The organism is Flavobacterium sp. 5 (assembly GCF_002813295.1).
GTDB lineage: Bacteria > Bacteroidota > Bacteroidia > Flavobacteriales > Flavobacteriaceae > Flavobacterium.
This window is the reverse complement of the sequence record NZ_PHUE01000001.1, coordinates 4953253-4973516: the sequence shown is the minus strand read 5'-3', so window position 1 is coordinate 4973516 and position 20264 is coordinate 4953253. Positions and strand designations below refer to the sequence as shown.

Here is a 20264-nt window from a genome sequence, read left to right as displayed (position 1 = left end):
AAAAGCTTTTAGCATATTATGCACTTCAGTAGGCATATAGCTTTTGGCTTTTTCTAAATTATAATCTAGTACCCAATAGTTTAAATCTAAATTCCCTTTTTCGCCTTTATAGTTTTCTTTAAAATTAACATACATACCGATATACGGAATGATGCAATAATTACTGATAGGGTTTACAACAGCCCATTTTGAGGTGGTTGTTCCGTCTTTATTGACTTTTTTAAATTCTAATCTTCCGTTTGCAATTGCTGTTAATGCAGTAGGTACAGTCATAGTAAGACTTGCTCCTTGATTTGGTTCATCACTTTGATGGTCTTTGCAAGGGTACCAAATTGATGCTCCAAGTCCTTGACAAGCTACTGTCATCCATGGGCGACCTAATTCGTCTTTTGTCCAGATCCAGCCACCATCCCAGGGAGCGTTTATGGCTTCATGAACTTTTCCACTATAAAATAATTCTATTTTATGAGTTGTTCCAACTTTAGATTTTGTAGTTTCTATATACCAAACACTACCTTCTTTTTTGAAATTTAATTTTTTTCCGGATTGTATTACACTGTCAATAACCAAAGGTTCCTGCAAGTCAATCTGCATTTTGGTATTGCTTTTCTCTTTAAGTGTTTTGTATGTTATAGCATTACTCCCTTGTATTAGTTTATTGTCGTAATCTGGTTTTACAGTTATGTCATATCGCAATACATCCCACCATAGTCTTTCTGGAGTTAAACTACCTCTAAGTGTATCAGCAAGAGTATAAACTTTTGTGGTTTGTCCGAATGAAATTAGATTTATACTTAGAAAAATAAAAAGGAATAGGTGCTTTCTGGTCATGCTATTGTAATTTTGAGATTTAAGACTTTATTGTAAGCTAAAGCCTTTATGGGTTAAGAAAAGAGTGCTTATTTCCAAAAGTATGTAGATTTGAAAAGAGTAACATAGTATTTATTATCAATAACAAATACTATATTACTCTTTTTTGGTTTATAGGATATAATTTTAGGATAGTTTTTGCAAGACAGTTTTACCAGCTAAAATTTGCATAAAAATATATTTTACTTTTTAGAATTTATTAGTTTTTTAGGAATCAGAAAGTGAGTTTTTAAATTCAAATGGTGTTTTCTTTTTTATTTCCTTGAATTTTCTATTGAAATTGGAAATGTTATTAAATCCGCTCATTTCGGATATTTCAATAACAGATAGTTCTTTGTTTTTTACAAGTAGTTTTGCGGCATGCTCAATTCTTATTTCGATTAAAAATTGAAAGAAAGTTTTGTTAGTACGTGTTTTAAAATATTTGCAAAAAGCATTTTTGGTCATAGTTGCAATTTGAGCAACTTCATCTAAGGTGACATTTTTTTGGTAGTTATTCATCACAAAATCAAAAACCATTTGCATTCTTTTTCCTTCTGCATCTGTAAAAGGTTTATTAAAGACATAATTAGACAGAGGTGTTTTTTCTGCGTGACAAAAAGCTTTTAGTAGGTATAAGAAAAGTATAAAGCGGTCATATTTATCGGCGTCTTTAAATTTTTCGAACTTCTTTATTATGGAAGGCTTTGCATTTCTTATTCGTATTCCATTTTTAATTGCTTCAAAAAAAGGCTCTATACTGTGCAATTCAGGTAAGTTGAAAAAGTTTTTTCCAAATGAATTTTTTGTAAAAAAAATGGTAAGCATTACAGATTTCTTTTTGCTTTCGGATATATCACTTTTAAAAACGTGCGGCAAATTGCTTCCTACTATAAGTATATCTCCTTCTTTATATTCCGAAATCATATCACCGACTAAAACAGTACCTTCTCCTTTTTTTATATAACTAATCTGAATTTCCTCATGTTGATGGTATTTATCATAAAAAATATATTCACGGTCTTCCTGATAAATAAATGCTTCTTCACTTGACTTTGGTATTTTAAATGGAAAAACTTTCATGGTATTTGTTTTGAATTTTTTGGAAAGATATAAAATTAAATAAATGATGGATTAAAATTAATCTACTTTTTGACATAATGCTTCAAATGAGATAATATTGTATTAGTTTTAGATAACAACCGTTATTATTTTTTTTTGGTTGACTTAATATCTTTGAACTATTAAATAAATAAAAAAAAATATCATTATGAATATTCAATGGAAAGGGGTAATGCCAGCTGTTACCACAAATTTTACAGCTGATGATAAATTAGATTTTAAAATGTTTGAGAAAAATCTAGATGCTCAATTAGATGCTGGTATAGAAGGAGTTATACTTGGTGGTACCTTAGGGGAAGCAAGTACACTTTTAGAAGAAGAAAAGCAAGAGCTGATTTTAGAAACAGTACGTATTGTTGACGGAAAAGTTCCTGTTATCATGAACATTGCTGAACAAACAACTCGTGGTGCTATTGAGGCTGCTAAGGTGGCAGAACTTAATGGTGCAAAAGGTCTAATGATGTTACCTCCAATGCGTTATAAAGCAACAGATTATGAAACTGTTCAGTATTTTACTGAAGTTGCTAAAAGTACTTCTTTGCCAATCATGATTTATAATAACCCAGTGGATTATAAAATCGAAGTTACTTTGGATATGTTTGAAGAACTTTTAAAATTAGATAATATTCAAGCGGTAAAAGAGTCAACAAGAGATATTTCTAATGTAACCAGAATCATTAATAGATTTGGTAGCAGATTGAAAGTTATGACCGGAGTTGATACTTTAGGATTAGAAAGTCTTTTGATGGGTGCTGATGGATGGGTTGGTGGATTAGTAGATGCTTTTCCAGCAGAAACTGTTGCTATCTATAAATTAGCTAAAGCAGGAAGAATTCAAGAAGCATTAACTATCTACCGTTGGTTTTTACCTTTATTAGAATTGGATATTAATGCTCAATTAGTTCAAAACATTAAGTTAGCTGAAGTTGGAGCAGGATTAGGAAGTGAATACGTACGTGCACCTAGAATTCCATTGATGGGAGCAGAAAGAGAAAGAGTTTTGGATATCATTAATAGTTCATTAAAAACTAGACCAACACTTCCAGACTATAAAAGTCTATAAATTTTAGATTACGATTTTGAAATTAATTTTCAATCTTATAAATTACCCAATCAAACAATAAAGAAGAAAAATGATTACTGGAAAAAATTATATAGGAAGTCAGTTGTTGGCAAGTGGAGATAAAATATTCAAAACTTTTAATCCGCAACTCAATGTCGAAAATCCTTGGCAAATTACTGAGGCGACTGCTGATGAGATTAAATTGGCGACAGCTATAGCTAATAAAGCATTTTTATCTTTTCAGAAATGTACAGGTAAAGAAAAAGCACAGTTTTTAAGAACAATTGCTGATGAAATATTGGCTTTGGGCGATAGCTTGTTGGAGGTATATTGTCAGGAATCGGGTTTGCCAAGAGGAAGAGCCGAAGGAGAAAGAGGTAGAACTATTGGTCAACTTAATGCTTTTGCAGATTTAGTTGCAGATGGCTCTTGGGTAGAAGCTACAATTGATACCGCAATTCCAGACAGACAACCATTGCCTAAAGTTGATATTCGTAAAATGATGCGACCATTAGGAACTGTTGTTGTTTTTGGTTCCAGTAATTTCCCTTTTGCTTATTCTACAGCAGGTGGTGATACGGCTTCTGCATTAGCTTCGGGATGTCCGGTTATTGTAAAAAGTCACCCAATGCATGCTGGTACTAGCGAAATGGTTGCTTCGGCAGTTATAAAAGCAGCTCAAAAAACCAATATGCCAGAAGGAGTTTTTTCTAATTTGAATAGTAGTGGTATTGAAGTAGGAGTGCAATTAGTTCAAGATCCTTTGGTAAAAGCAGTAGGATTTACTGGAAGTATAAAAGGAGGTCGTGCATTGTATGACTTAGCCGCACAACGTCCTGAACCAATTCCGGTTTTTGCCGAAATGGGAAGTATAAATCCTGTTGTGATTTTACCGGAAGCATTAAAACAAAATTCAAGCAAGTGGGCGAGTGCCTGTGCTGGTTCTGTAACGCTTGGTGCAGGTCAGTTTTGTACGAATCCTGGATTGATACTTGGAGTTAAGAATGATGATTTGAATACATTTACGGATCAATTGGCCAGTGAGATTTTAAAAATTGATCCAATTTGTATGTTGAATCCATCCATTCATAAAAATTATGTGACAAATAATGAGGCATTGAGTTCTCAAAATGGAGTAGAAGTAGTTGCTGTTTATGATGGAAATGATAAGCCTAATTTCGCTTCGCAAAAAATATTAGCAGTATCTGGAAAAGAATTTTTGAAAAATACTGTTTTGCACAAAGAGGTTTTTGGACCTTTTTCAATTGTTGTTCAATGTGAAAATGAAACCGAGTTAGTTGCTATTATTAATGAATTAGAAGGGCAGTTAACAGGGACATTATTAGCAGAAGACAACGAATTAGGAAATTTTGGAGAGGTAGTTGATGCTTTAGGAAATCGAGTTGGAAGAATTATTTTTAACGGAATGCCTACTGGTGTTGAAGTTTGCCCTGCAATGGTACACGGCGGACCGTATCCATCTTCTTCCGACTCACGATTTACGGCAGTAGGAATTGATGCTATCAAACGTTGGGTTAGACCTTTTAGTTATCAAAACTGGCCTAATGCTCAGTTGCCTGAAGCGCTTCAAGATGAAAATCCTCTCGGAATTTCTCGATTAGTAAATAATAGTAAAACTAATTCCGCAATTTCATAATGGCTAGAAAAACTTTTTTTTGCGTAGATGCACATACTTGCGGAAATCCTGTTAGAGTTGTAGCTGGTGGTGGTCCAAATTTGATTGGAGCAAACATGAGCGAAAAAAGACAACATTTCTTAAACGAATACGATTGGATTCGCAAAGGATTGATGTTTGAACCTCGCGGACATGATATGATGAGCGGAAGTATTTTATTTCCGCCAAGTAATCCTGAAAATGATTTTGGTATTTTATTTATCGAAACATCAGGCTGTTTGCCAATGTGTGGTCACGGAACTATTGGTACGATCACCATTGCAATAGAAGAAGGATTAATTACTCCAAAAGTTGCCGGAAGAATAAACATGGAAGCTCCTGCAGGACTCGTAAAAATTGAATACAAGCAGGTTAATAAAAAAGTAGAGTGGGTTAAATTAACCAACGTAAAATCGTATTTAGCCGCTGAGAATTTAACGATTGATTGTCCAGAATTAGGTGAAATAGTTTTTGATGTTGCCTACGGAGGAAACTATTATGCAATTGTAGATCCACAGAAGAATTTCTCAGGAGTTCAGGATTTTACCGCAAGTAAAATTGTTCAGTACAGTCAGGTAGTTAGAAAAAGTATAAACGAAAAGTATCCTGATTTGTTCATTCATCCGGAAAACGATACGATTCGTGATGTAAGTCATATGTTATGGACTGGTTCTCCAATTGATCCAACGTCATCAGGTAGAAATGCCGTTTTTTATGGAGATAAAGCAATCGATAGATCTCCTTGTGGTACAGGAACTTCGGCAAGAATAGCACAATTACATGCAAAAGGATTGCTTAAAATGGGAGAAGAATTCATCCATGAAAGTTATATCGGAAGTAAGTTCGTTGGACGAATTGAAGAAGAAACATCAATCGGTGATATTAAAGCAATTGTACCGAGTATTCAAGGATGGGCAAAAGTGTATGGTTATAACACAATAATAATTGATGAGGAAGATGATCCATACGCTCATGGATTTCAGGTGTTGTAGTCAGATTTATTGCAGGTTACTTATAATATTAATATAAATGAAGGTTCCCTTTTCCAGATAAGTATGAAAAATAATTTACACATTGCTACCTTTTTGACATTGTTTCTTAGTTGTAATTTTTATGCACAAAATAAAGAAACAGTTCCCTATCAACCTTCCAAAAGTGAAATTTTAGAACGATATAAACAGGCATTAAAATTAGATGATGCCGTTAAAAATAAAGTTTTTAAAACAAGTATAAATGCCCGTTGGCAACCAGATGGAAATTCATTTTGGTATTCTAATGTTTTAAAAGATAGTGTTCGGGAGTATATCTTGGTTGATGCCACAAAAGGTGCAAAAAGTAAATTGTTTGATGAACCTAAACTTAAAAAAGCATTAAGTGAAATTTCTGGAAAAGCAGTTTCTCAAAAAAGTTTAGCTATCGACAGTTTAAACTACGATTCTAAAGCGAAATCAATAACTTTAAAATACGAGAAAAATTATTTTCAGGTAAATTTATCAGACTACAGTATCAAAAGCGTTACTTCATTAGTTAAGGATTCTAATAAATATCCGAAATTAAACGACCAATGGGCGAGATGGAATTTTTTCAGAACAGATAGTCTTTCTCCTAACAAAAAATGGTCGGCTTACATCAAAGATAATAATGTATTTATAAAACCAGTTAGTGGAGGAGAAGCCATTCAATTTACTACAGATGGTACAAAAGAGAAACCTTATGGAGCGCTGGCCTGGTCGCCAGATAGCAATTATGTAGTTGGGTATCATATAACCCTTGTTGAAGATTTGCCAGTGTATTATGTATTGACATCATTGCCTAATACAACAAGAGGGAAATTAAAAACAAACTCTTATAAACAACCTGGAGATCCTTTTACAACTTACGAAATGAATTTGTTTCATGTAGCAAATAATAAAGTTGTAAAAGTAAATACCCCAATTATTGACTTTTTTGATGCTCCAAAATTAGATTGGCGTAAAGGCGATGCTAATTATTTTACGTATGAAAAAGTAGATCGTGGTCACCAAAGATTTAGAATTATTGAGGTGAATGCTTCTACTGCTGAAACCCGTTCTATTGTTGATGAAAAGACAAAAACTTTTATTTACGAAAGCAGACTTTTTACACATTATAACAAAGAAAGCAATACGGTAATCATGTCTTCTGAAAAAGACGGTTGGAGACATCTTTACTCAGTTGATAATTTGACTGGTAAAGAAAAGCAGATTACCAAAGGCGAATGGGTTGTTCGAAGCATTGATAGTATTGACGAACACAAAAAAGAGATTTGGTTTTCTGCCAGCGGAATGAATAATGGCGAAGATCCTTATTATATTCATCATTATCGAATTGATTTTGATGGAAAAAAATTAGTTAATCTTACTCCTTCAAAAGGGAATCATTCTATTTCCTTTTCATTAAACAAAAAATATTACATCGATACATACTCAGAACCGAATGTTCCGACTACAATCGAATTGCACCGAACGGATACTGGTGCAAAAATAATGGAATTAGAAAAATCTGATGCTACAGCCTATTTAGCAACAGGAATGTCTTTGCCGGAACCTTTTCATGCAAAAGGCAGAGATGGAATTACAGATATTTGGGGAATTATATGCAGACCTGCCAATTTTGATCCAAACAAAAAATACCCTGTAATCGAAAGTATCTATGCAGGACCACAAGATTCTTTTGTCCCAAAAAACTTCATGGATCGATACACTACTGAAATGCAAAGTTTAGCGCAGTTAGGATTTATAGTCGTACAAATGGATGGAATGGGAACTGCCAATCGTTCGAAAGCTTTTCATGATGTTTGTTGGAAAAATTTAAAAGATGGAGGTTTTGAAGACAGAATTCTTTGGATAAAAGCTTTGGCAAAAAAATATGCTTATGTTGATGATTCCAGAGTTGGATTATACGGAACTTCTGCCGGTGGTCAAAATGCTTTAGGCGGTTTATTATTTCATCCTGAATTTTACAAAGCTGGTGTAGCCGCTTGCGGATGTCATGATAACAGAGTGGACAAACAATGGTGGAACGAGCAATGGATGGGATATCCGGTTGATAAAAACTACGAAGAACAATCGAACGTTACTAACGCGAAAAACCTGAAAGGTGATTTATTGCTAATAGTGGGTGAAGCTGATGAAAATGTTCCGCCAGAATCGACTTACCGTGTGGCTGATGAATTAATCAAATGTGGAAAAACTTTCGAATTTTTACCATTACCAGGTGTCGGACATAGCGATGGAGGACCTTACGGAAGAAAACGCAAACGTGATTTTTTTGTAAAACATTTATTAGGGGTAGATGCTCCGGATAGAAACAACGGCGAGTTGACTCAGTAATACTATAATTTTCTAAAGGTTCGAAACAGTTTTGTAAACACTAAAAAAAATATTTATGGGTAATATTAGCAGTAAGATTCAAATTTTATTTCTTCTAAATGTAGCAATGATGCTGCCAATAAATGCTCTTGCGCAAACTTCAAATCTTGGACTATACGAACAAACAAGCGAAGTGAACAATACAATGGTTCATTATGAAGCTGACAAAGGGAGTATTATCAGATTTTATTCTGTTGCTAGTACTGCTGATACTTACGGAACATATTTTGAAAGAAGCGATTATAATACTCCAGAAAGAAGAGAACGACTTTTAACATTAATAAGCCAATATCAAAACACGCTAAAAGCACTAGATTTTGATACCATGAACATTAATGGCAAAGTTGATTATATTCTATTTAATAGAAATTTAAATAATGAAAAAGATGCGTTGGTTAAACAGCAAAAGGTTTACAACAAAATAAAAGTTTATTTCCCTTTTGAAAATCAAATTTATGCTTTAGAAAAACCACGTCTTAGAGGAAATAAAGTGAATGGTGAAGCTGTCGCTAAAGAAATGAATTCGCTATGCAAAACCATTAAAGAGCAAATCAAAACCGTAGAAAAAATAAACGGTTTAGATAAAGAATCTTCCAATTTTGCGGTTCAGCATTCAAAAGCATTGCAACAGATCCTCAAAAAGTATTTTGAGTTTTATAACGGATATGACCCATTATTTACTTGGTGGGTTCCAAAAACCTACGAAGACTTAGACAAACTTCTTGCTGATTATGGTACACTTTTAAAATCTAAAAAAGTAGAAATAAGTACCCAAAAAGATGATGGCAGTGGAATTATTGGTAATCCAATTGGTAGAGATGAGTTAATTCGTCAATTAGAAACTGAATTTATTCCTTATTCGCCAGAAGAATTGGTAAATATTGCCAATAAAGAATTTGCTTGGTGCGATGCAGAATTGCTAAAAGCATCTAAAGAAATGGGATTTGGCGATAATTGGAAAGAGGCTCAGGAAAAAGTAAAAACATCTTTTGTAGCGCCGGGTGACCAGCCTCAGGCAATGTTAGATTTATACAATCAATCTGTTGATTTTTTAAAGAAAAACGATCTTTTGACAATTCCTCCAATTGCAGAGGAAACTTGGAGAGTATATATGATGTCGCCTGAAGCGCAAAAAGTAAATCCTTTCTTTTTAGGAGGCGAATCTCTAATTATTTCCTACCCAACAAACACCATGTCTTATGACGAAAAAATGATGAGTATGCGAGGAAATAATCCAAATTTCTCTCGTGCGACTATTCATCATGAATTAATTGCGGGGCATCATTTGCAACAATTTATGCGTGACCGTTACAAAGCGTATCGTCATTTTGATACGCCTTTTTGGGTTGAAGGAAATTCATTGTATTGGGAAATGTTGTTGTGGGATTTAAAATTTCCGCAAACTCCACAAGACAAAATCGGAATGTTGTTTTGGCGTATGCATCGCTGTGCCAGAATCATTTTCTCTTTAAATTATCATTTAGGAAAATGGACTCCGCAACAATGTATCGACTTTTTAGTAGATAGAGTTGGGCATGAACGAGCCAATGCTGAAGGCGAAGTACGTCGTTCTTTTGAAGGCGGATATAGCCCTTTATATCAAATAGCATATATGCTTGGAGGTTTACAATTTATGGCTTTAAAAAATGAAATGGTAACTACCGGAAAAATGAGTTACAAAGAATATCATGATGCTATTTTACACGAAAATAGTATGCCAATCGAATTGTTAAGAGCAATTTTAACGAATCAGAAGTTGGATCGGGATTTTAAAACAAACTGGAAATTTTATAAATTTTAATAATATCATATACAATTTCGTATGAAAAATGTAGTAGTAATAGGTGGTGGAATAATTGGACTTAGTTCTGCTTTTTATTTACAACAAAGTGGTTGTAAAGTAACGGTTATCGATAAGGATAATTTTAAAGATAATTGTTCATACGGTAATGCCGGTTATGTTTGTCCAAGTCACTTTATACCATTGGCTGCGCCAGGAATTATTTGGCAGGGATTCAAATGGATGTTCAATTCGAAGAGTCCATTTTATGTAAAGCCTTCCTTTAATAAAGCGTTGATAGATTGGGGATTAAATTTCGCAAAAAGTGCTACAAATAAAAATGTTATTAAATCGGCAATTCCGCTTAGAGATATTTCTTTGTTAAGCCAGCACGAATTCGAAGAATGGAACAAAATTCCTGATTTTAATTTTGGTTACGAACACAAAGGCATGTTAGAAGTTTTTCAAACAGAAAAAGTGGGTGAACACGCACATCACACTGTCGAAAAAGCAAAAGAATTAGGACTTGACGTTAGCTTGTTGAATTACGAAGAGTTACAGGCTTTGGAATCTCAAACAAAAATTAATGCGATTGGAGCTGTAAAATTTAATTGTGATTCTCATGTTTATCCAGACAAATTAATGGACGGACTTAAAAAACTACTATTAGCAAAAGGAGTAGAATTTAAATATGGTGAAACTGTACAATCTTTTGAAAAAAGTAATGGTGTAGTTACCAAAGTGATTACCAAAGAAAATGCATATCCAGCTGATGATGTTGTTATTGCTACCGGATCTTGGTCTAAAGAAATTGCTGAGTTAGTAGGTGCGAAGATTTCATTGATGCCTGGTCGAGGATATTCATTAACCTTAGAAGATTCAGATTATAAACTGAACCATCCGATGATTCTTGCCGAAGGAAGAGTTGCGATTACACCAATGGATGGAAATAAAATTAGATTTGGTGGAACAATGGAAGTGGTTCCAACTACTGCGAAACCACAGTATGAAAGAATCAACGGAGTATTGAATGCTGTTAAAGATTTCTTACCTGAATTTCAAATTGAAAAACCGGCAGAAAAAGATATTTGGTACGGTTACAGACCTTGCTCCGCAGATGGTTTGCCTTATATAGGAAAAATAAAAAAATACAATAATGTTGTTATAGCAACGGGACATTCAATGATGGGGCTTAGTCTTGGTCCTGGTTCGGGAAAATTAGTTTCTCAATTAATTAATAGAGAACCGACCAGTATTGATACTAAAGCATTTGAGGTAGAGAGATTTAATTAAAAAGGGTGGTTCCTTTCATACTGATTTTCTTTCTGGTTTAAATTAATATTTAATTTATTAGCCATCATCGTTGTTCCATAATAAAGGACTTAGAGATCTTTAAATCTAAATTAAAAAAAATAATAATTACGCCACACACAGTGGTAATGATAAAAATAACTAACTAAAACTAACCAACTAACCAACAAATGGAATCAAAAACAAATAAAAAAAAATTTAAACGGTCATTAGGTTTATTAGACGCTACAATGATTGTTGCTGGTTCTATGATTGGCTCAGGAATCTTTATTGTGAGCGCAGATATTGTTCGTAATGTAGGGTCTGCGGGAGCATTATTACTGGTTTGGCTGCTTACAGGTTTCCTTACGATTGCAGCGGCTTTAAGTTATGGAGAATTAAGTGGGATGTTTCCCAAAGCAGGCGGGCAATATGTTTATTTAAGAGAATCTTTCAATTCTCTTACAGGTTTTTTATACGGATGGAGTTTTTTTGCAGTTATACAAACAGGTTCTATCGCTGCTGTAGGTGTCGCTTTTAGTAAGTTTGCAGCTTATGTTTTTCCTTCTTTGAGTGAAAAAAATATAATTTTAGATTTAGGATTTTTGCAAATATCAGCTGCACAATTAGCATCTATTATTCTTGTTGTTTTTCTTACGTATGTTAATACTAGAGGTGTTAAAGAAGGAAAGATTATTCAAACCGTTTTTACAATGGTAAAACTAATTGCATTGTTTGGTCTTATCATTTTTGGTTTCATATTGGCTGCAAAAGCAGATGTTTGGAAAGCCAATTGGAGCACAGGTTTTTCAATAAATAAAATGGAAGGAAATACCCTTATTCCTTATTCAGGATTAGCTATAATGGGAGCAGTTGCTGCTAGTCTTGTGGGGAGTTTATTTAGCAGTGATTCATGGAATAATGTAACTTTTATTGCTCGTGAAATAAAAAACCCATCGAAAAATATTGGTAGAAGTCTTTTCCTTGGAACGCTGATTGTAACTATTATTTATGTTGCAACTAATATGATGTACTTATCGGTTCTTACTTTAGATGAGATCGCACATGCCGAAAATGATCGTGTTGGTGTTGTAGCTTCACAGCATATTTTTGGAAGTTCAGGAACTTATATTATTGCAATTTTGTTAATGGTCTCCACTTTTGGATGTAATAATGGATTAATACTTTCTGGAGCACGTGTGTATCATAGAATGGCAAAAGATGGTCTTTTCTTTAAAAAAATGGCGCAATTAAATAAAAATGGAGTGCCAGAGAAAGCATTGTGGATTCAATGTCTTTGGGCTTCTGTCCTTTGTTTAAGTGGAAAATACAATGAACTATTGGATTATGTAATATTTGTTGTTCTGATCTTTTATATCTTGACTATTGCGGGGATTTTTAGATTAAGAAAAACAAAACCAGAATTAGAAAGACCATATAAAGCAATAGGTTATCCAGTATTACCAGCTATCTATATTATTGCAGCTTCGAGTATTTGTATTATGTTATTGGTTTATAAATACAGCTCATCATTACCAGGATTGGCAATCGTATTATTAGGAATTCCAATCTATTACTATTTTGTAAATAAAGATAAATAAGCTACTACTTCATTAAAAATTAATCATTAAAAGTATTCTATAATGATATCAAATATTAAAAAAACAGCAGTAACACTTTTGATAGGAATGAGCTGTTTGGTTCATTCACAGAAAAAAGATTATGCGATTCAACCTGTCGATTTTACTCATGTTCATTTGACTGATAATTTTTGGAAACCAAAAATTGAAGTAAATGCAGAAGTTACTATTCCTTACATTTTAAAAAAGTGTAAAGAAACAGGACGAATCAATAATTTTTTGAGAGCTTCTAAAACAATTCCGGGCGACAAGTTGACTGATTTTCCTTTTGATGATACCGATGTGTACAAACTGATAGAAGGAGCATCCTATGGATTGCAGGTTAAAAAAAATCCTGTTCTGGAAAAACAATTAGATACTTTAATCGGAATAATTGCGGCAGCACAAGAGCCAGATGGTTATTTATATACTTTTAGAACCGTAAATGCTGCTCACCCTCATGAATGGATTGGGGATAAACGATGGGTAAAAGACGAAGATCTTAGTCATGAATTGTACAATGCAGGGCATTTGTATGAAGCGGCCACAGCTCATTTTATAGCCACAGGGAAACGCACTTTTTTGAATGTAGCCATAAAAAATGCCGATTTATTGGTTAAGGATTTTGGTCAGGGAAAATTGCAAATTTACCCTGGTCATCAGATTGTAGAAATGGGTTTGGTAAAATTATACCGAGTTACAAAAGAAAAAAAATATCTTGATTTAGCTAAATTCTTTTTAGATGTCCGCGGACCTGGAGGAGATTCTTATAATCAGGCAGATAAAAAAGTAGTTGATCAAAAAGAAGCTGTGGGTCATGCAGTACGTGCTGCTTATATGTACACCGGTATGGCAGATGTAGCTGCATTAACAGGAGATCAACAATATCTTAATACTATTGATAACATCTGGGGTGATGTAGTCGATAAGAAATTATACATAACAGGAGGTATCGGAGCTACTGGTGCTGGAGAAGCATTTGGTGCAGCTTACGAATTACCTAATATGTCCGCTTATGCAGAAACATGTGCAGCAATTGGAAATGTATATTGGAATTTAAGAATGTTTTTATTGCATGGAGATTCAAAATATATTGATGTTTTGGAGAGAACATTGTATAATGGATTATTATCTGGTGTTTCATTAAGTGGAGATCACTTTTTCTATCCGAATCCTTTAGCTTCTTTGGGACAACATCAAAGAGGAGAGTGGTTTAGCTGTGCTTGTTGTATCTCTAATATTACTAGATTTTTACCTTCAGTGCCTGGATATGTGTATGCTCACGATCACAATGATTTGTATGTAAATCTTTTTATGAGTAATACAATGGATGTAGAATTAGATGCTGCAAAAGTTACTTTGACACAACAAACGAATTACCCATGGAATGGAACGGTTGCATTGACTGTTGATCCTTCAAAAAAGGCTGATTTTTCGGTGCATGTTCGTATTCCTAGTTGGGCAATAGGCAAACCAGTTTCTGGGGATTTATATAGTTTTAAAGACAGTAAGTCTGTTGCTATTCCTATTTCTGTAAATGGAAAAAAAGTGGATTATGTTATAGAAAAAGGATACGCAGTTATTAAGCGTGCTTGGGTAAAAGGTGATAAAGTAACAGTTGATTTTCCTATGCCAATTCAAAAGGTATTGGCAAATGAGAATGTAAAAGCTGATAAAGACAGGTTCGCATTGCAAAAAGGGCCTATTGTTTATTGTCTGGAAGGTTTTGATCAAGCGGACAAAAGTGTGCAAAGTATTGTTGTTGATAAAGATGCTGTTGTAACCGAAAGTTACAAAGCGGACAAGCTAAACGGAATTTTAGAACTTTCAACTGTAGGTTCATCTTCAAGCCGTATCGAGAATAGTCAAGAATTAACACAATCTAAAAGTGTAGTTAATGCAATTCCTTACTACGCTTGGAATAACAGAGGAAGTAACGAAATGGAAGTTTGGATTCCTTATGAAACATCTGCTTCAAATCCAAAGCCTGCTAGTACAATTGCATCCAGAAGTGTAGTAAGTTCTTCTTCTAAAAGTAAATTAATGCTAAAGGCTTTGAATGATCAATATGAAGTTGCAAATTCAGCTGATAAAGAAGCAAACTATTTACATTGGTGGCCAAAAAATAATACAACAGAATTTGTACAATACGATTTTGATAAAGCCTATACCGTTTCATCTACCAAAGTGTATTGGTATGATGATACGCCTTGGGGTGGTTGCGCAGTTCCAGCTTCATGGCAAATATTTTATAAAATAGGAGAGGAATGGGTTCCTGTAAAAAACACCTCGACTTATGAATTAGCTAAAGACAAATACAATTCAGTACAATTTGAACCTGTAACAACTACGGCTTTAAAAATGGTTGTGCAATTACCAGTTGATAAATCAGCAGGAATTCATGAATGGATGGTAAATCAATAGGTTTATGAAAAAGCTATCATTTTTACACAAAACAAACAGAATTTTTTTTCTGTTTGTTTTGCTATTGAATATAATGAGTGTATTAACAAATAACGTTCAAGCACAATCAGTAAATCCTGTTTTGCAATATACTGTTTCGATGCCAAATCCAGAAAGTCATTATTTTCATGTTGAATTGAATTGTTCTGGTTGGAAAGAAGAAACTATCGATTTTAAAATGCCAAACTGGATGCCAGGCTATTATCAAATGATGAATTATAGCAAAATGGTAGAAAATTTTGTAGCAAAAAACGACAATAAAGATTTAGCTGTAACGAAGGCTAATGAAAATACATGGCAAATTAATGTAACAAAGAACAGACCATTCACATTGAGTTATGATGTAAAAGCAGATAAACAATTTGTTGCCAATAGTTTTTTAGATACCACACATGCGTATATCATTCCAAATAGTTTGTTTGTATATATAAATGAAAATTTGAATATACCAGTTTCTGTGAAAATTTCAGGAATGAAAGAGGGAATGAAAATTGCAACAGGATTAGAATCGATAAAAGAAAGTAAAACTGAATTTTATGCCTCTGATTTTGATATTCTGTATGATTGTCCAATACTAATTGGAGATTTAGAAGAGTTGCCATCTTTTAAAGTAAAAGGTATTGAACATCGATTTGTTGGATATAAATTAGGCAATTTTGATAAAGTAACTTTTATGAGTAATTTAAAAAAAGTGGTAGAATCTGCCGTTGCTGTAATTGGTGATATTCCGTATAAAGAATATACATTTATTGGAATCGGTCCAGGGCAGGGAGGTATAGAACATTTAAATAATACGACTGTAAGTTTTGATGGTAATGGGTTAGACAATCCTGATACTATGACGACGATGATGAATTTTTTAGCTCACGAATATTTTCACCATTATAATGTAAAAAGAATAAGACCTTTCGAACTAGGACCTTTTGATTATGATAAAGGAAACAAAACAAACCTACTTTGGGTAAGCGAAGGATTATCTGTCTATTATGAATATTTAATTGTAAAAAGAGCAGGACTTATCAATGAACAAACGTTATTTAATAATTTTGAAAGTAGTATTAATGCTTTTGAGAACAGTCCAGGCAGAAATTATCAATCACTAACACAGTCTAGTTTTGAGACATGGAGTGATGGACCTTTTGGAAAACAAGGAGAGAATGCGAATAAAGCTATTTCTTATTATGACAAAGGACCTGCAGTTGGTCTTGTTCTTGACTTTGCTATTCGCAAGGCAACAGAAAATAAAAAATCTTTAGATGATGTTATGCAACTTTTGTATTGGCAGTATTACAAAAAAATGCAGCGTGGATTTACAGATGCTGAATTTCAACAAGCCTGCGAGACTACAGCCAGAATTTCATTAGCCAAAGAGTTTGAATATGTGTATACTACCAAAGAAATTGATTATAATGCCTACTTATCTTATGCAGGATTAAGATTGAAAGAACAAGTTGATTACGATTCTAAATCCAAAAAATATTCCTTTCAATTTTTGGATACAAAAAATGAATCGCAACAAAAAGTTTTCTATTCATGGTTGAATAAATGATTTGTATTTATCGTATGTAAAAGCAATGAATTTAGATCTTTGAATTAAATGAATGCCTTTGAATTTATAAGTATTGGATTAAAAAATATGACAGACCATCACAGATTATTTTTAATAAGATGTGATGTTTTTTTTTTTTTTTTTGCCTCTTATGTTTTATATAACATACTGTAATTTAAGGTTTTTTGAGAGTTGTGTTTCTTTACTGTTGTTGCGTTTTTTTAGTGATAATGTTTATAAGTCTGTATTATTACTATACAATTAACATTATTTTTTTTAGTAGTATTTAATTTATTCGAATTTGCATCAAATAAAGCAATAAAAGGATAATATACTATTGGTTTAGGATAAATTGTTGGTCTTTGTTATTGTGATTAAAATTTAATTTTACAAGTGTTTAAATCACACAATTGATTAATTGTGCATTAACAAAGAGAATTAATTTTTAACCATAACCAAAAACAAAAGCTATGAATTTTACCAACCTTTCAGCAATGCAAATTTTTGAGAGTAAATTTTGGAAGGGAAAAATGGGATTAACCATTTTTTTATTTCTAACTTTTCTCACCTCATTTGCGCAAAAAAAAATCCAGGGTACCATAAAAGATAACAATGGAATACCTCTTTCCGGGGTGACAATTACAGAAAAGAATATTTCTAATTCTGTAGTGTCCGATTTTGATGGAAAATTTGAGATTGTCCTTAAAGATGAAAAGTCTAATTTACTTTTTACTTATATAGGATTTAAAACTAAGGAAGTAGCAATTGCAAATAAAAGCAAAATTGATGTCTTTCTGGTGAGTGACACTGAGCAATTAGCAGATGTAGTTGTCGTAGGTTACGGTACGCAAAAAAAATCAAGAGTTACTAGTGCAATTGCTAGTATAAAAGAAAAAGATTTTATTAAGGGAAATATTAGAGATGCTTCCGATCTTATTAAAGGTAAAGTGGCAGGTTTGACAATCACTAACGGTTCAGGAGATCCGGGTTCATCCTCAAATATTACATTGCGTGGATTTTCTACCATAATGGGAGATAATGGTCCTCTGGTCTTAATTAATGGTGTACCTGGAAGCCTTAATACGGTTGCTCCAAATGAAATTGCTTCAATCGATGTTTTGAAGGATGCTTCGGCTGCTGCAATTTATGGAACAAGAGGAGCCAATGGAGTAATTCTTATTACTACAAAAACGATAAATAAAGAAATGGAACCAACTATTACCTATTCAACATTTGCTACAGTAAACAATTTTGCTAATAAGGCTAAATTTTTAGATGCAGGTCAACAAAGAAGTTTACGTGCTGAAGGATTCTCAATTCCTTTTACAGATGGTGGAGCTAGTACAGATTGGTTAGATGAAATATCAGGAAGCGGATTTGCTCAAAATCATAATTTAGCTTTAAAAGGAGGAAATGCTAAAACAAATTATATCGTAAATCTTAATTATGTAAACGAAACAGGCGTTTTTAATAACACATTTAATAAAGAGTACCGTTTTTCATTTGATGTGAATCATACTATGTTTAATGATAAATTGAAAATTAACTTAAGCTTACTAAATGGTACACAAAATATGGGTCTTTCAGAAGGAACAGCAGCTTATGCTTACAGACAGGCGATGATAAGAAACCCTACGGCTCCTGTATATAATTCAGATGGAACTTATAATGAGGATACGGGTAAATTTCAATATTATAATCCTGTAGCTATTATGAACGAAACAAAACAAGACAGGAACAGTACTTGGCAAAGATTTACTGCTAATATAACTTTTGATTTATTACCAGGGTGGAATGTAGGTACACAACTTTCAAAAAATAAAAACACAGGTTTAAATGGATATGCTGAAACCAAAAAGCATTATTCAAATACTATAAATAAGAGAAATGGAGTGGCTTCTAGAGATACAGGAACTACAGATAGTGATTATGTAGAAATAACGTCCAAATACCATAAAATTTTTGATAAGCACGAATTTACAGTATTAGGGGGGTATAGTTATCAATATATACTAAATCAAGGTTTTTCGGCTAGTAATTATGATTTCCCTACAGATGCTTTTTCTTATAATAATTTACTTGCAGGAAATGCTTTGACTGATGGAAAAGCAAGAATGGGAAGTTATAAAGATGATAGTACATTAATAGGATTTTTTGGTAGAGTTAACTATAATTTTAATAGTAAATACGATTTGTTATTTAGTATTAGGAGAGAAGGTTCTTCTAAATTTGGTGCCAATTACCAATGGGGTAATTTTCCAGCTGTTTCTGCAGGATGGAGTATAAATAAAGAGTCTTTTTTAGAAGACGTTACTGCTGTAAACGCTTTAAAATTGAGAGCAGGTTATGGAGTAACAGGAGTTATTCCTACTGAATCTTATATGTCTAAAACATTGTATGAATATGATGGTTATTTTTTTAATGATGGAAAATGGGTAAAGGGATTACAGCCAACAAGAAATCCTAACCCTGATTTGCGCTGGGAGAAAACAACAGAGGTAAATATTGGTCTTGATTTTGGATTTTTGGATAATAGAATAAGCGGAAGTTTTGATGTCTATAGCAAAAAAACTAGTGATATGTTATTTAATTATAATGTACCAACTCCGCCTTATTTAGCGACTGGTATGACTGCTAACGTTGGTAAAATGGAAAATAAAGGATTTGAGATTCTTCTTAATACAATTCCTGTCAAAACGGAGAATTTTGTTTGGAACTCTTCTATGACTTTTTCACACAATAAAAATGAACTGACAAGTCTTTCTAATGATTTATATAAAATTGAAGGAGATTATTTGAATGTGGGAAACACAGGAGACCCTATTTCATTTACAACTCATAGACTAGAAGTGGGACAATCAATAGGTAATTTTTGGGGATTAAAATCGGTAGATATTACTAATGATGGAAAATGGATTGTAGAATTGCCAGATGGTACAAGAAAAACGCTTACTACTGCTATGTATAATGATGCCAATATGCAATATTTAGGCAATGGTGTTCCGCAATATTATGCAGGTTGGACCAATACTTTTAGTTACAAAAAATTTGATTTAAGTGTTGTATTAACAGGAGCTTTTGATTTTCAGATACTAAATACGCAACGTATGTTTTACGAGAATCCTACAATTGCTTATAATATGTTGGACAGTGCATACGATAAAGTGTATGATAATGCGGTATTAAGTTACAATCAAACCTATGTGAGCTATTATATTGAGCAAGGTGATTATGTAAAGGTTGATAACGTAACCTTATCTTATAATTTTGATGTTAAGCCATTTAAGTTTTTAAGCGCGATGCGATTGTATGTGTCTGGAAATAACTTAGCCACATTTACAAAATACAAAGGTTTAGATCCAGAAATAAAAAGAGAGGATCCATTGTCTCAAGGTATGGATAACAGAGATAAATATCCAAGTACTAGAGGTTTAACCCTAGGATTAAATGTAACTTTTTAAATTA

The 20264-nt window shown here is 33.1% G+C and carries 11 protein-coding genes and 1 pseudogene; 10 read left to right on the top strand and 2 right to left on the bottom strand.

The window, feature by feature from the left end; translation table 11 throughout:
• A pseudogene (locus CLU82_RS20640) lies at window positions 1–831 on the bottom strand (M1 family peptidase); the annotation flags it as partial.
• A 246-nt stretch (window positions 832–1077) separates the two neighbouring features.
• Window positions 1078–1932 carry an AraC family transcriptional regulator gene (locus CLU82_RS20635; protein ID WP_100844878.1) on the bottom strand — a complete coding sequence of 285 codons (855 nt, stop codon included), beginning with the start codon at window positions 1930–1932 and terminating at the stop codon, window positions 1078–1080.
• Window positions 1933–2119: 187 nt separating this feature from the next.
• Here CLU82_RS20635 and CLU82_RS20630 point away from each other — a divergent pair, with 187 nt between their 5' ends.
• The 10 genes from CLU82_RS20630 to CLU82_RS20585 all read left to right on the top strand — a co-directional run bounded on the left by CLU82_RS20630 (window position 2120) and on the right by CLU82_RS20585 (window position 20260).
• The gene (locus CLU82_RS20630; protein ID WP_100844877.1) at window positions 2120–3034 is read left to right on the top strand and encodes a dihydrodipicolinate synthase family protein; all 915 of its coding nucleotides are present in this window, start codon (window positions 2120–2122) and stop codon (window positions 3032–3034) included.
• Window positions 3035–3104: 70 nt separating this feature from the next.
• Window positions 3105–4691 (top strand): aldehyde dehydrogenase (NADP(+)), encoded by a 1587-nt coding sequence (locus tag CLU82_RS20625; RefSeq protein ID WP_100844876.1) that lies wholly within the window; start codon window positions 3105–3107, stop codon window positions 4689–4691.
• The gene (locus tag CLU82_RS20620; RefSeq protein WP_100844875.1) at window positions 4691–5701 is read left to right on the top strand and encodes a 4-hydroxyproline epimerase; all 1011 of its coding nucleotides are present in this window, start codon (window positions 4691–4693) and stop codon (window positions 5699–5701) included. Before CLU82_RS20625 ends, CLU82_RS20620 begins: the two co-directional genes overlap by 1 nt.
• Before the next feature lie 63 nt (window positions 5702–5764).
• Complete coding sequence (locus tag CLU82_RS20615) at window positions 5765–8059, top strand: S9 family peptidase (protein ID WP_100844874.1); 2295 nt, start codon at window positions 5765–5767, stop codon at window positions 8057–8059.
• A gap of 55 nt (window positions 8060–8114) precedes the next feature.
• Window positions 8115–9899 (top strand): DUF885 family protein, encoded by a 1785-nt coding sequence (locus CLU82_RS20610; RefSeq protein ID WP_100844873.1) that lies wholly within the window; start codon window positions 8115–8117, stop codon window positions 9897–9899.
• A gap of 21 nt (window positions 9900–9920) precedes the next feature.
• Complete coding sequence (locus CLU82_RS20605; RefSeq protein WP_100844872.1) at window positions 9921–11171, top strand: FAD-binding oxidoreductase; 1251 nt, start codon at window positions 9921–9923, stop codon at window positions 11169–11171.
• Between the two features lie 188 nt (window positions 11172–11359).
• On the top strand, window positions 11360–12769 hold the full coding sequence (locus CLU82_RS20600; RefSeq protein WP_100844871.1) for an APC family permease: 1410 nt from the start codon (window positions 11360–11362) through the stop codon (window positions 12767–12769).
• Window positions 12770–12811: 42 nt separating this feature from the next.
• Window positions 12812–15211 carry a glycoside hydrolase family 127 protein gene (locus tag CLU82_RS20595; protein WP_100844870.1) on the top strand — a complete coding sequence of 800 codons (2400 nt, stop codon included), beginning with the start codon at window positions 12812–12814 and terminating at the stop codon, window positions 15209–15211.
• A gap of 73 nt (window positions 15212–15284) precedes the next feature.
• Window positions 15285–16799 carry a M61 family metallopeptidase gene (locus CLU82_RS20590; RefSeq protein ID WP_157813413.1) on the top strand — a complete coding sequence of 505 codons (1515 nt, stop codon included), beginning with the start codon at window positions 15285–15287 and terminating at the stop codon, window positions 16797–16799.
• 470 nt (window positions 16800–17269) lie between these two features.
• Window positions 17270–20260 (top strand): SusC/RagA family TonB-linked outer membrane protein, encoded by a 2991-nt coding sequence (locus tag CLU82_RS20585; protein ID WP_198520253.1) that lies wholly within the window; start codon window positions 17270–17272, stop codon window positions 20258–20260.
• The last annotated feature ends 4 nt before the right edge of the window (window positions 20261–20264 follow it).